Source organism: Enterobacter cloacae complex sp. IR53041 (assembly GCF_049238285.1).
Classification (GTDB): Bacteria; Pseudomonadota; Gammaproteobacteria; order Enterobacterales; family Enterobacteriaceae; genus Enterobacter; species Enterobacter roggenkampii.
The window spans coordinates 170,041-183,163 of sequence record NZ_JBMKHB010000001.1 but is presented as its reverse complement, the minus strand read 5'-3'; the positions used below and the strand labels follow the sequence as shown (position 1 = coordinate 183,163).

Sequence of the window (13,123 nt, the reverse complement as noted above, 5' to 3'; positions counted from 1 at the left end):
AGGATATACGGTGAAACATAGACTTTTGATCGCAACCAGTTTGCTGGCAGTTTCTACTCTGGCAAGCGCGGACGCCGGAAATTATAAATACCCTCAAGCGGAAGCATTGCCTCAGGATGACACATCAAACTTTCAACGCGATCCGACGTTGTTAACGGGATACGATTTAAATTTGAGTGCAGATCGTTTCGCTAAAGCCTGGCTGTCGAAAACGAATGAACGTGAACGCATCAAGGCAAATATGTATCTTCTCGGCGTAGTCGACGCGTCTGAGGGCACTGCATGGTGCAAGGGCAGGCCTTTTTTGCCAAATACGCTACATGAGTTTCTCTATTCTCGTTTTGCGAACTTATCGAAACAGCAAGGCGAGGAACGCGCTTCAAAAATCATCATTGACGGAATGAAAGAATTACGCCCGTGCAAAAAGGAGAGTGACAAATGAGACCATTATACGAACAACTAAAACGTCAGCATTACTCTTCAAATCATACCCGCGCGGGTTTTGCCTCGGGTGAACAGGTCTTCTCAGAAATTGGCTATGATTATTCAACGATTATCAAGCAGCAACCGGCATACGAAAATACCTGTGCGGTAAGAATGAGTCTGGCATTGTTAAAATGTAATGTTGAATTCACAGGGCGTTTACCCATAAAGTCGGGCCCCTATAAAGGAAAAACAATCGAACCCGGCGCAAAATTACTTGCGGATCAACTTTATAAATCCCATGTGTTTGGCAAGGCAGAAATCTTTACCGATCGTGAGGCGGGTGCGCGATCGATGTTGGGCCGAAAAGGCGTTGTTTTCTTCAATAAAATTGATGGGTATGGCGGTGGTCATATCGACCTTATCGAGCCTCTGAGTAATAATTCGTTTATATGTAACTCCGATTGCTTTCCGTACTGTCAGGAAATCTGGTTTTGGGAATTAAAATAATTTCATCCAGGCAGCTAAAGACAGCATTTCTTTTGCTCGCTTGCTTATGTTTTTCTGCTCGCGGCGATAACCCATACGTTGATTTTTATCAGCAGCAAACATACCGGCAGGTAGTTAAAGATTTTGTCCTTGCGCGCTGCCTTGCGCAGGTGGTAGATAAAGGCAGCCAGTTTTCTACTGACGCCGCTCGCACTGCGAGTGCATTCATTGAGTGGATACCTTTTGATGCTGAAAATGGCACTGAGAAAATGGATGCGCTCATTGGAAAATATAAAGATCACATTAACGGGTTTCATGCTGAGCGAAAGCCCGACGTAAAAGGTGTCACGTTAAATTGTCTGCGTCTTTATCATAGTGACGAACTTAATAAACTTGTTCCTCAATTAATCATCGGAAATCCTGACCGCACCTGGATTCAGGATAACCCGAAGTAGTAAAAGACTTCACATTCTTTCCATTTATTCCGGGGGAATGTAAGACTGTCAAATGACACGGGTCATTTGATATGAGGCAGAGGTAAAATATGGACGGTTTTATTCAGCCCCATGCTTTCCTGTTTGCCATATAAGTGCTTTTTCGAAAGCAATATTGTTCATCCACGAAGAGTAGATATTATGGCTATTGATATGTTTCTGAAGGTCGAGGGTGTTACGGGCGAATCGAAAGATTCTAACCACACCGGCTGGACTGATATTACCTCCTTCTCCTGGGGCGCTTCCCAGCCAGGTAATATGAGCGTTGGCGGTGGCGGCGGTGCCGGTAAAGTTAACTTTAACGACCTGCACGTTAACGCGCTGATCGACAAATCCACCACCGCTATCCTGAAACACTGCGCAAGCGGTAAACACCTGACTAAAGTTGAGCTGTCCGTTTGTAAAGCGGGCGGCCAGCAGGTGGAATACTCCCGCATCACGCTGGAAGATGTGCTGGTGACCTCTGTTCAGTATACCGGTGCTGACAATGGCGATACCGTTGGTGTGACCTATGCATTCCAGGCTGCGAAAGTGAAACAGCAGTACTGGGAGCAGACCACGTCGGGTGGTAAAGGTGCTGAAAGCAGCGCTGGCTGGAACATCAAAGAGAACAAAGAAGCGTAATTGCGCATGTGGCCGGGGAGTTTTCCCCGGTCATTATCAACCTCAAGAGCCCTCAGGATTGGCGGGCATGATTATGCAAAAGTTATTCGGTGTGTTTGCAGTCACGTTAATGGTCAGCGCCTGTTTGTCTCATCCAGAACAATATCAGTCGCTTTCGGTAACGCTGAAAAATAATGAACCCTGCTTTGCTATCCCTGCTAATTCCGGGTTAGAAGCGCCGGTCACCAGCCATTCACCCACCATTATGAAACGCGCGGGAAATGAATGGAAAGCGGTATCGCCGCCGTCAACGTTTAGCCCTGAAGTGACGTTAACGACCCAACAGTGTCACCAGTGGCAGGGGATTGCGTGGCAAGCCGGAGAATATGATGTTGCCCTGAAGGTGTCAGGGAAAAACGATTCTATTCGCTATGCGGCCCGCTTCACCTTACAAGAAGGTCCCTCAGGCCAGTTTAAGCTTACGCAGACTGAATAGAATGTGTTAACCCCAAACGCCGCCGTTCTCGCCCCGAGAGCGGCAGCGTTTGAGCGCTAATCATACCAGCAGGAATACGCCATGCGATTCACGATTATTTCTACGAAACCCGGTCATCAGCCGCCGCAAAGCAGCTGTGATTTTTACGCCCCGGGCGGCACCATTGGGCGCGGTACGGATAACAATCTGGTATTGCCGGACAATGACCGCACCATCTCTCGTCTGCAGGCCATTGTTCACGTGGACGCTCAGGGCGAATGCCGCGTCACCAACCGCGGCAGCGTTACCCGTGTGGTATTAAATGACATTCCGCTGGAGCGAGGGCGTCAGGTTGAGCTGCAGGATGGCGACATTCTCGGTATTGATGACTACCGTATCGAAGTGACCGAGCTGATCCACGATACCCAGCCCGTGAGCCGCATGGCGGCCAGCCTGCACCAGCAGGCGCGTCCGACCGTGGCTCCTGCGCCTGCGCAGCAGCCGAAACCGGCGAGTGCCGCACCCCGTGGGAAAGCCGAGCCGACCGCCGTGCCAACGGAGATCTGGGATAGCCTGATGCAGGAGTTTTCCATCTCCGACAGCATCTCCAGCAACCGTACAAAACCGCAGCCTGCGGCATCGCACGATCCGTTCTCCCAGCCTGCAGCCCCGGAGCGTAACGCCGAAGATCCGCTGGCGATGTTCAACGACAGCGATCCCACGCTCGAACGTAAGCATGTCGATCCGGACTCGCTGTTCAGCGACGAAGCGCTGTTTAAAAAAGAGAGCATTTTTGACGACGTTACGCCTTCCACGCTGGTGCCACCGGTTGAGACCCAGCCAGCCCCGAACGAAGAGGGGACGGATGAGCTCGATCCGCTGGCCCTGTTTGGCGGTAAGTCCAGCGCGCCAGCCGCGCGTAATGACGACCCGCTCGGGCTGATGGGCGGCGCGCCGTTAACCCATCCGGATGACGTGATTAACGAGAAGCCAGCCCCCGTGCCGGAACCTGAGCAGGAAGAGGACGCGCTGGCCGATTCTCCGCTGTTCGCCCCTGAGCCGCAGGAGGAACCGCGTGCTGAAGAAGAACCCGCGCGACCGGATTACGCTGGCTTCACGATGCCGACGCCACAGGCCGTTGCGCGCAGCAGCGCTCAGGCCCCGAAGGGCCGCCTGCGCATCGATCCGGTCAATAACGCCGCCGCCCCAGCCGCCACGGCAAACAGCGGTGAGAAGGGCGAAGTGCTGCAGGGCGAGCTGCTGGAGGCGCTGCTGGAGGGGATGGGACTCAGCGAAATGCAGCCCGTTCCGCAGTTTGACCGTGAAAATATGCGTCAGCTGGGGCAGATCCTCGGCATGTTCTCTCAGGGGACCGTGGCGCTGCTCTCCTCGCGCTCCATTCTCAAGCGCGGCGTAAAAGCCGACATGACCATGGTGCTGGACGATGCCAACAACCCGTTCAAGCTGTTGCCGACCGGCAAAACCGTGTTAATCCAGATGTTCGGCACCCCGATGCCGGGCTTTATGCCGCCAACCAAATCCGTGCGCGACGCGCTGATCGACCTGCAGGCGCACCAGCTGGGCATGATCTCCGGCATCCGCGCCATTATTGCCGCGATGCTGCAGTCCTTTAACCCGGAACAGCTGGAAGAGCAGGCGAAGCAGAACGGCATGACCTCGCGTCTGGCGCTGCCGGGCAGCCGCAAAGCCGCCCTGTGGGACTACTTTGTTCGCAGCTATGGCGAGACGGCGGGCGAGATTGAGGACGACTTCCACACCCTGTTCGGCGAGGCCTTCCTTCATGCGTATGACATGGAGGTGAATCAGTACAAAGACTCACAGAGCGGATCGGAAGACAAATGAATATCGCAACGGCTTCTCTCTCCCGCCAGGGGACGCGCGCCAGCAACCAGGATCAGACGGGAGAAACCATTGGGGAACGTTCAGCCTGCTTTGTCGTCTGCGACGGCATCGCGGGGCTGCCGGGCGGCGAAGTGGCCGCCGCGCTGGCCCGCAACAGCATTATCTCCCGCTTTGATGGCGACAAACATCTTAATGCGCAGCATATTCGCGACTACGTGCAGACGGCGAATCGCACTATTCTCAGCGAACAGCAGGCCGTTCAGGACTATCGCCGGATGAGCACGACGCTGGTTAGCCTGTTCATTGACCGTGATTACGGGCTGGCCTACTGGGCCCATGCCGGAGACAGCCGCCTGTACCTGTTCCGCCGGGGATGGCTGTGGCATGTGACCACCGACCACAGCCTGGTGCAGCAGATGAAAGATGCCGGGCACCAGACCGACAACCTGAACAGCAATCTGCTCTATCTGGCGCTGGGAATTGAAAACGGCGGGCCGGAAGCGAGCTACAGCGACGTGGTGCAGGTTGAAGACGGCGATGCCTTTTTACTCTGCACCGACGGGTTCTGGCACGGCGTCAGCGAAGAGCAAATGAAGCAGTCGCTGCATATGGTGAATACGCCGCAGGAGTGGCTGACCTTAATGAACCAAATCATTCAAAAGAATGGCGAACAGGAGGGGAATGCCCAGGATAACTATACTGCCCTGGCGGTATGGATGGGCAACCCTCAGGACACCACTTTGCTGCACACCCTCTCTGACGCAGCACAATTTCTTCCCTGCGGAACTGATTAGACACACAAGGAACGATATGAAACTTTGGCTATCGGGTTTGGCACTTCTGGCGGCGACTTCTACCGCGCAGGCTGAAAATTTCCGCATCGTGCAGTCTCCTGCGCAGAAGCTGGATATCTGGATCGACAACATCAAAGACAACACGCCGCAGAGCTGGTGTAAGCCTGAGGTGGCGCTGCGCATTGTGGCGAACGGCAAGAAAGACGTCTCCGTGCTGGAGAACTTTGTGCCGCGTCTTGGCGCGCTGCTGGAACACCAGTGCAGTAAAGTCAATAAACTCAGCTGGACGCTCAACGATCCGGCGGGAACCACGCTGGCGCAGGGCACGGCTGGCAAAGCGCAGGACTGGGCGCTGGTGGTGAAACAGGAGCAGGCCGCGCCTGCTGCGACCGTCACCGCCACCCCAGCCAGCGGCGCGTTACTGCCGCCCGATCAGAACGTGGCTTCCCGCACCGTTGCCGCCGACCGTACGCCGTGGCAGGAGTTTACCCTGCAGGACGGCTGCCACCTGCGCACCTTCTGGGAAGGGGGCGCCTCTGCACCGGCGCTCTTCATTCCGGATTCTGACACCACCCGCTGCGGGAATGGCAGCTGGCTGAGCGGACACACCGTTGTGTCGCAGTCCCGCAACGGCGGGCAGAAAGAGATGGCGGTAACGTACATTCATGGCTTCCCGGTCACCGGGCTGAATCAGAGCGCCGACCCGGAAAACGCGCTGATCACCTCCGTCAACAAAGAGCGCATGGTATTCAGCACCCCAAACAGCGACCAGAGCTGGATGATCCTGCCTTACGACAGCGCCCTGAACAGCTGGAAGAGCAACGGCACCATCGCGGTGGAGATCTCCCGTGAAACCGCCAGCGACGATGCAAAACTGCAGGCGCGTATCGCGGCGGTGAAAAAAACCTGGAGCGCCTGGGTGGCACCCGGCACCCCGCTGAATATCGTGCTGATTGACACCCTGCGTCCTCAGCTGCGCGATCCGGCCGTTGGCGCCTGGCGCGCGGCAAATTAAGGAATGGCGATGAATACGCTCTATCAACACCTGGCGGGTGAGTCGCTCAACGACGCGCTTGCGCGTCTGGAAGCAGAAATCAAAGCCCGTCCGGCGGATGCCGACCTCCGCGCCGCGTTCGTGCAGTTTTTAACCCTTAGCGGCAACTGGACGCGCGCCCTGACCCAGCTGAAAAGCTGGCTGGCGCTGAAGCCGCAGGCGAAACCTACCGTCACGCTGCTGGAGCAGTCCATTCAGGGCGAGCTGCAGCGCGCGCAGGTGATGGCGGGACAGGCGCGTCCGGCGATGCCTGAAACCCAGTGGCCGTGGCTAACCACCCTTGCGGCGGCGCTGAGCGAGGAGGGCGAGCGCGCGCAGGCGCTGCGTCTGGAAGCCCTTGAACAGGCGCAGGCCACCCCCGGCCAGATTACCCTCGAAAACGAGGAGACGCAGGCCTTTGACTGGCTGATGGACGGCGATGCCCGTCTCGGCCCGGTGTGCGAAACCATCGTCAACGGGCGCTATTTCTGGCTGCCGTTTAACGCTATCGCGGAGATCCGTTTCCAGGCGCCTGCCAGCGTGACCGACCTGGTCTGGCGTCACGCGCTGGTGCGCCTGACGGACGGGACGGAGCAGGTGTGCCAGATCCCGGCGCGTTACCCGTTTGCGGCCGATGCCTCTGACGCGGTTAAACTCGGGCGGACCACCGACTGGCACCCGCTCGATACTGACGGCACGCTCTATGAAGGCCAGGGCCAGAAGGCCTGGCTGAGCGAGCAAAGCGAAAGCCCGCTGCTGTCCTTAAGCCTCGTGACGTTTGCGACGGATGGAGCCGATGAGTAATCCCGCTGGCGAAGGCGATCTGCTGCGCAGCGGCTGGCAAGCCCGCAGCAAGCAGGAGAAGGTGGGGGCGCGCGACAAAATGCAGCCCTCGCTGCTCGATCGCCTCACCGATAACGACCCGGAAAAAAAGCGTGAGTCGGCCAACAGCAATCTGATCACCCACGCCGCCCTGCGCCGCAATGTGCTGCGCGATTTGCAGTGGCTGTTTAATACCATCAACCACGATGCCTCCGGCGATTTAAGCGCGCTACCGCACGTGAGCCGCTCGGTGGTTAACTTCGGCGTCGCGCCCCTGGCCGGGAAAAGAATGTCGGACATCGAATGGCACGACATTCAGCGCAAGCTCACCGAGGCCATCATCAATTTTGAACCACGCATTTTGCCGCAGGGGCTGCAGGTCCGCTGCGTGTCAGATACCTCCTCGCTGGATCTGCACAACGTGCTCTCCATCGAGATCAAAGGGCGTTTATGGTGCGTGCCGTACCCGCTGGAGTTTCTGTTTCGCACCGATGTCGATCTGGAAAACGGCCATTTTGAACTGAAAGATGCGGGGTAATCATGGAAAGTAAACTGCTCGAATACTACAACCGTGAGCTGGCCTACCTGCGCGAAATGGGGGCCGAGTTTGCCGAACGCTACCCTAAAGTCGCCGGACGGCTGGGCATGCGCGGCATCGACGTGGCGGACCCGTATACCGAACGTCTGATGGAAGGGTTCGCCTTCCTGACCTCCCGCGTGCAGATGAAAATGGACGCGGAGTTTCCGCGCTTCTCCCAGCGTCTGCTGGAGATGATTGCGCCGAACTATCTTGCGCCCACGCCGTCGATGGCGATTGCGGAGATTCTGCCCGACAGCAGCCGGGGCGACCTGAGCAAGGGCTTCGTCGTGCCGCGCGGTACCATGATGGACAGCCTGGCGCTGAAAAAAACCGGCGTGACCTGCAGCTATACCACGGCGCACGAGGTCAACCTGCTGCCGCTGAAAATCGACAAGGTCGAGCTGGGCGGAGTCCCCGCCGATTTGCCGCTCGCACAGCTGGGTCTGAGCCAGCGGGGGATCGGCAGCGCCCTGCGGATCCGCATCGCCTGCGACGGCCCGCAACATCTCGGGCACCTGGACTTCGACCGTCTGGAATTTTTCCTCGCCGGTCCGGATATCGAGGCGCTGAAGCTGCTGGAGCTGGTGATGGAGCACCACGCCGGGATCGTCTGTCAGACGGTCAGCCCGCAGCCGCAGCGACAGCTGCTGGCAACGGATGCGCTGCGCCAGGAGGGTTTTGAGCCTGACCAGGCGCTGCTTCCGGACGATCTGCGCAACTTTGACGGCTATCGCCTGCTGCAGGAGTATTTCGCGTTTCCGGCCCGTTTCCGCTTCATTAGCCTCAGCGGCCTGAGCACGCTCATCCAGCGCTGTGAAGGTGAAAAAGCCTTCGACATTTTCATCCTGCTGGATAAGTCGGATGAACAGCTGGAGCGCGTGGTCGATGCCAGCCATCTGGCGCTGCACTGCACCCCGGTCATCAACCTGTTCCCGAAAGTTGCGGCGCGGCAGAAGCTTAATGACGGTCAGCATGAATACCATCTGGTGGTCGATAACATCCGTCCGCTGGATTATGAAATCTACGCCGTGAAAAAAATCTATGGCAGCGCGGACGGCCAGCGTGATGACCAGACGTTTCGTCCGTTCTGGAGCACCTGGAGCGGCGATGCGGGCAACTACGGGGCCTATTTTTCCCTGCGACGCGAGCAGCGCGTGCTGTCCGAGCACGCCCTGCGCTACGGCACCCGTACCGGCTATATCGGCTCGGAGGTCTTCGTCTCGCTGGTGGATGAACAGCACGCGCCGTGGCAGGAAAACCTGCGCTATATCTCTGCGGAGGTGCTCTGCACCAGCCGTGACCTGCCGCTGATGCTGCAGCAGGAGCTCGGGGAGTTCATTATGGCTGACTCCATGCCGGTGAAATCCCTCACCCTGCGTAAAGGGCCGACGCCGCCGCGTCCGGCGCTGGCGGAAGGGTTCAGCACCTGGCGGCTTATCAGCCAGCTGCAGATGAACTACCTCAGCCTGATGGACAGTGACAATGAGGAGGGGGCTGCCGCGCTGCGCCAGCTGTTAGGGCTGTACGCCAACCTGGCCGAAACGCCCGTTGCGCGTCAGGTGGAGGGGGTGCGCCACTGCGTGCTGGAGCCGGTTCACCGCCGCGTGCCTGAACCCGGCCCGGTGGTGTTCGCCCGCGGGATCGGCATTACGCTGACGGTGGATGAGCGAGCCTTTTCGGGGGCCAGTCCGTGGCTCTTCGGCAGCGTGATGGAGCGCCTCTTTGCCCGCCTGGTCTCTATCAACAGCTTCACCGAGTTCACCCTGAAGAGTCAGCAGCGCGGCGAGATTGGCTACTGGGCGCCGCGCATGGGTAAAAGGGCGCTGATATGAGTGACGCCGCCACTGCACCGCTGCGCGTGCATCGCCTGACGAAGCTGCCGGATGCGTTCTGGCACGGCGTCCGTGAGACGCCCTGGCGCTACGATCTGATTCAGCTGTTAAGGCGCATTGATGCCCAGGGCGGCGAGCGCTATCCGCTGGGCCGCGCGCCGCTGCCAAAATTTGAACCGCTGCGCATCGGCCAGCAGCCGTCGATGAGTTTTGCCCCGTCGACGCTGGCCAGGGTGCGTCAGCGGGAAGAGAGCGGGCTGCATGAGGTCTCTATCCTCAGCTTCGGCCTGTTTGGCCCGAACGGCCCGCTGCCGGTCCACATGACCGAGTACGCCCGCGAGCGTATTTATCATCATCAGGACACCAGCCTGAGCGCGTTTGCCGATCTGTTCCACCATCGTCTGGCGCTGCTGTTTTACCGCGCGTGGGCGGATGCGCAGCCTACCGTCTCGCTGGACCGCGCCGATAACAAGCGCTTTGAGGGCTATCTGGCGTCGCTGATTGGCATGGGCCAGCCGGGTCAGATGGACAACGGCAGCCTGAGCGCGCACGCGCGCTTTACCCACGCCGGGCACCTGACCCGTCACGGGCGGGATCCGGAGGGGCTGGAGAAGATCCTGCGCAGCTATTTTAAGGCGCCGGTCAAACTGGTCAGCAACGTGCCGCAGTGGATGCCGCTCTCCACGCGCGAGCAGGCGCAGCTGGGAGCAGGACGCCGTATGCCGCGCATGGGTGAGTCCGCCTTTCTCGGCGTCGCCGTCCGCGACGTGCAGCATAAGTTTCGCATCGAGATTGGCCCGCTGAGCGCGGAGGAGTACAACCGCTTTCTGCCGGGTGAAGCGTGGGTCACCGAGCTGCGCGACTGGGTGCGTCAGTACGCCGGCGTGGAGTTTGAATGGGAAACGCGGGTGATCCTGCGCGCAGACGCGGTGCAGGGCGCCACGCTCGGCAGTCATGGGCGATTAGGCTATAACACCTGGCTGGGCCTTCAGCCGCAGCCTGTCCCGCGCGGCGATCTGGTGTATCGCGCAGAGCGGTAATCCTTCCGTATACCGAATCATTGTTAATGGAAACTAACATGTCAGAAATTAGCCGTGCCGTGCTTTTCGGCAAACTGGATACGCTGTTATTTACCTCTCTGGAAAGCGCCACTGCGTTCTGCAAGCTGCGCGGCAACCCCTATGTTGAGCTGGTGCACTGGCTGCATCAGCTGATGCAGCAGCAGGATGGCGATCTGCAGCAGGTCATCCGCCACTTTGCCCTCGACGAGCAGCAGCTGACGAGCGATATCGTTGCCGCGCTGGATGTGCTTCCGCGCGGGGCGAGTTCCGTTTCCGATCTCTCCGAGCATATCGACAGCGCCGTGGAGCGCGCCTGGGTCTTCGGCTCGCTGAAGTTTGGCGTCAGCCGCATTCGCGGCGGCCATTTGCTGATCGGCATACTCAAAACCTGGAACCTGGCCAACGTGCTGAAAAGCATTTCGGCGCAGTTCACCCGCCTTAACGTCGAGGTATTGATTGAGCAGTTCGATACCATCTGCGCCAACAGCAAAGAGACGCAGCAGGCCGCTGCCGCCGTCGACGCACCGGCGGGCGCGGTTCAGGCTGCTCAGGGGACGCTGGCCCAGTACGGTCAGGACCTGACCGCCCGCGCCCGCGAAGGGAAGATTGACCCGGTCGTCGGGCGCGACGAGGAGATCCGCCAGATGGTCGATATCCTGATGCGCCGTCGTCAGAACAACCCGCTGCTGACCGGGGAGGCCGGAGTCGGGAAAACGGCGGTGGTGGAAGGGCTGGCGCTGCGTATCGCCGACGGCGACGTGCCGGAGCCGCTGCAGAACATTCAGCTGTGGCTGCTGGATATCGGCATGCTGCAGGCCGGTGCAGGCATGAAAGGCGAGTTTGAAGCCCGTCTGCAGGCGCTCATTAACGAAGTCCAGTCCAGCGCCACGCCGATCATTTTGTTTATCGATGAGATCCACACCCTGATTGGCGCAGGCGGCCAGCAGGGGACCGGCGATGCGGCGAACCTGCTGAAGCCAGCCCTGGCGCGCGGCCAGCTGCGCACCATCGGCGCCACCACCTGGGCAGAATACAAAAAGTACATTGAGAAAGACCCGGCGCTGACCCGTCGTTTCCAGACGGTGCAGGTTCACGAGCCGGACGAAGCGAAAGCCATTCTGATGCTGCGCAGCACCGTGTCGCCGCTGGAGACGCACCACCAGGTGTTGCTGCTCGACGAAGCGGTCAGCGCGGCGGTGAAGCTGTCCCACCGCTACATCCCGGCGCGTCAGCTGCCGGACAAAGCCGTGGCCCTGCTCGACACCGCCTGCGCCCGCGTCGCGGTGAGCCAGAGCGCGCCGCCTGCGCAACTGGAAGACTGCCTGCGCCACCTTGCTGCGCTTGACGTGGAAATTGAGATCGCAGAACGCGAAGCGCGCGTGGGGGCGGGTGATGCCGAGCGCGTCACGGCATTACGCGCCGAACGCGACGCGTATGAGACAAAACGCGAAGCCCTGGCCCGGCGCTGGGAAGAAGAGCGCAGCCTGGTGCAGGAGATTATCCGCCTGCGCGCCGCGCTGTTCGCGGCGGGCGAAGAAGATACCGCCGAGCTGCGCGGCCAGCTGGCGGAGCAGCAGCAGGCGCTGAACGCCTTACAGGGAGACGAGCCGCTGCTGTTTGCCGCGGTGGATGAAAACGTGGTCGCCGCGGTCGTCTCTGACTGGACCGGGATCCCGCTGGGCCGGATGGTGAAAAACGAGATCGACGCGGTACTCAACCTTGCCGACACGCTGAACCAGCGCGTTATCGGCCAGCGTCACGGTCTGGACCTGATTGCCCGCCGCGTGAAAACCTCCCGGGCGAAGCTGGACGACCCGAACAAGCCGGTGGGCGTCTTTATGCTGTGCGGTCCGTCCGGCGTCGGTAAAACCGAAACCGCGCTGGCGCTCGCCGAATCCCTGTACGGCGGCGAGCAGAACGTCATCACCATCAACATGAGCGAGTTCCAGGAAGCGCACACCGTCTCCACCTTAAAAGGTGCGCCTCCGGGGTACGTAGGGTATGGTGAAGGCGGGGTATTAACCGAGGCCGTCCGCCGCCGCCCATACAGCGTCGTGCTGCTGGACGAAATTGAGAAAGCGCACCCGGACGTCCACGAGATCTTCTTCCAGGTCTTCGACAAAGGCTGGATGGAAGACGGCGAGGGGCGCCACATTGATTTCCGCAACACCATTATTATTCTGACCTCCAACGTCGGCACCGAGCTGATTAGCGCCATGTGCGCCGATCCGGACCTGATGCCGGAGCCTGAGGCGTTAAGCGGCGCGCTGCGCCAGCCGCTGCTGGAGGTCTTCCCGCCCGCGCTGCTGGGTCGCCTGCTGGTGGTGCCTTACTACCCGCTCAGCGACGAGATGCTGGGGCAGATTGTTCGCCTGCAGCTCAAGCGCATTCAGCGTCGTCTGGAGGAGAATCACAGCATTATTTCTGAGTTTGACGACAGCGTGGTGGAACAGATTGTTCAGCGCTGCACCGAGGTGGAGTCCGGCGGCCGCATGGTGGATGCTATTCTGACCAACACCCTGCTGCCTCAGATGAGCCAGATCTTACTTACCGCCAGCCGCAGCGACGAACAGTACCGACGTCTGCACGTCACCTGCGAGCAGGGCGAGTTTCACTGTCAGTTTGCCGCGTAATAATCATCAAGAGAACTGTAA

The 13,123-nt window shown here is 59.3% G+C and carries 13 protein-coding genes; all 13 read left to right on the top strand.

The window, feature by feature from the left end; translation table 11 throughout:
- The first annotated feature begins 10 nt into the window (after nucleotides 1-10).
- The 13 genes from ACOTXF_RS00910 to tssH all read left to right on the top strand — a co-directional run bounded on the left by ACOTXF_RS00910 (nucleotide 11) and on the right by tssH (nucleotide 13,102).
- A complete protein-coding gene (locus tag ACOTXF_RS00910) occupies nucleotides 11-442 on the top strand; it encodes a Rap1a/Tai family immunity protein (RefSeq protein WP_021240384.1) in 432 nt (143 codons plus the stop codon).
- Nucleotides 439-933 (top strand): T6SS effector amidase Tae4 family protein, encoded by a 495-nt coding sequence (locus ACOTXF_RS00905; protein WP_021240383.1) that lies wholly within the window; start codon nucleotides 439-441, stop codon nucleotides 931-933. The genes ACOTXF_RS00910 and ACOTXF_RS00905 overlap by 4 nt, the downstream gene beginning before the upstream one ends.
- Nucleotides 918-1,367, top strand: a complete 450-nt coding sequence (locus ACOTXF_RS00900; protein WP_232926590.1) for a T6SS amidase immunity protein Tai4 family protein — start codon at nucleotides 918-920, stop codon at nucleotides 1,365-1,367. Before ACOTXF_RS00905 ends, ACOTXF_RS00900 begins: the two co-directional genes overlap by 16 nt.
- 180 nt (nucleotides 1,368-1,547) lie before the next feature.
- Nucleotides 1,548-2,030: an Hcp family type VI secretion system effector gene (locus tag ACOTXF_RS00895; protein WP_008502640.1), complete on the top strand. Its 483-nt coding sequence runs from the start codon at nucleotides 1,548-1,550 to the stop codon at nucleotides 2,028-2,030.
- 67 nt (nucleotides 2,031-2,097) lie between these two features.
- On the top strand, nucleotides 2,098-2,505 hold the full coding sequence (locus ACOTXF_RS00890; protein WP_008502639.1) for a putative T6SS immunity periplasmic lipoprotein: 408 nt from the start codon (nucleotides 2,098-2,100) through the stop codon (nucleotides 2,503-2,505).
- Nucleotides 2,506-2,586: 81 nt separating this feature from the next.
- A complete protein-coding gene (gene tagH, locus ACOTXF_RS00885; RefSeq protein WP_008502638.1) occupies nucleotides 2,587-4,347 on the top strand; it encodes a type VI secretion system-associated FHA domain protein TagH in 1,761 nt (586 codons plus the stop codon).
- Complete coding sequence (locus ACOTXF_RS00880) at nucleotides 4,344-5,141, top strand: PP2C family protein-serine/threonine phosphatase (RefSeq protein ID WP_232926593.1); 798 nt, start codon at nucleotides 4,344-4,346, stop codon at nucleotides 5,139-5,141. The genes tagH and ACOTXF_RS00880 overlap by 4 nt, the downstream gene beginning before the upstream one ends.
- A gap of 16 nt (nucleotides 5,142-5,157) precedes the next feature.
- Complete coding sequence (locus ACOTXF_RS00875; protein ID WP_047747415.1) at nucleotides 5,158-6,156, top strand: hypothetical protein; 999 nt, start codon at nucleotides 5,158-5,160, stop codon at nucleotides 6,154-6,156.
- A 9-nt stretch (nucleotides 6,157-6,165) separates the two neighbouring features.
- Entirely contained in the window at nucleotides 6,166-6,978 is an 813-nt protein-coding gene (locus tag ACOTXF_RS00870; protein WP_008502635.1) for a type VI secretion system accessory protein TagJ, read from the top strand.
- Nucleotides 6,971-7,534, top strand: coding sequence for a type VI secretion system baseplate subunit TssE (gene tssE, locus ACOTXF_RS00865; RefSeq protein ID WP_024909842.1), 564 nt, complete (start codon nucleotides 6,971-6,973; stop codon nucleotides 7,532-7,534). The genes ACOTXF_RS00870 and tssE overlap by 8 nt, the downstream gene beginning before the upstream one ends.
- 2 nt (nucleotides 7,535-7,536) lie before the next feature.
- Nucleotides 7,537-9,408, top strand: coding sequence for a type VI secretion system baseplate subunit TssF (gene tssF, locus ACOTXF_RS00860; RefSeq protein WP_032663308.1), 1,872 nt, complete (start codon nucleotides 7,537-7,539; stop codon nucleotides 9,406-9,408).
- Nucleotides 9,405-10,448, top strand: a complete 1,044-nt coding sequence (gene tssG, locus ACOTXF_RS00855; RefSeq protein WP_047747416.1) for a type VI secretion system baseplate subunit TssG — start codon at nucleotides 9,405-9,407, stop codon at nucleotides 10,446-10,448. Before tssF ends, tssG begins: the two co-directional genes overlap by 4 nt.
- Nucleotides 10,449-10,486: 38 nt before the next feature.
- Nucleotides 10,487-13,102: a type VI secretion system ATPase TssH gene (gene tssH, locus ACOTXF_RS00850; RefSeq protein ID WP_232926595.1), complete on the top strand. Its 2,616-nt coding sequence runs from the start codon at nucleotides 10,487-10,489 to the stop codon at nucleotides 13,100-13,102.
- Nucleotides 13,103-13,123: the final 21 nt, after the last annotated feature.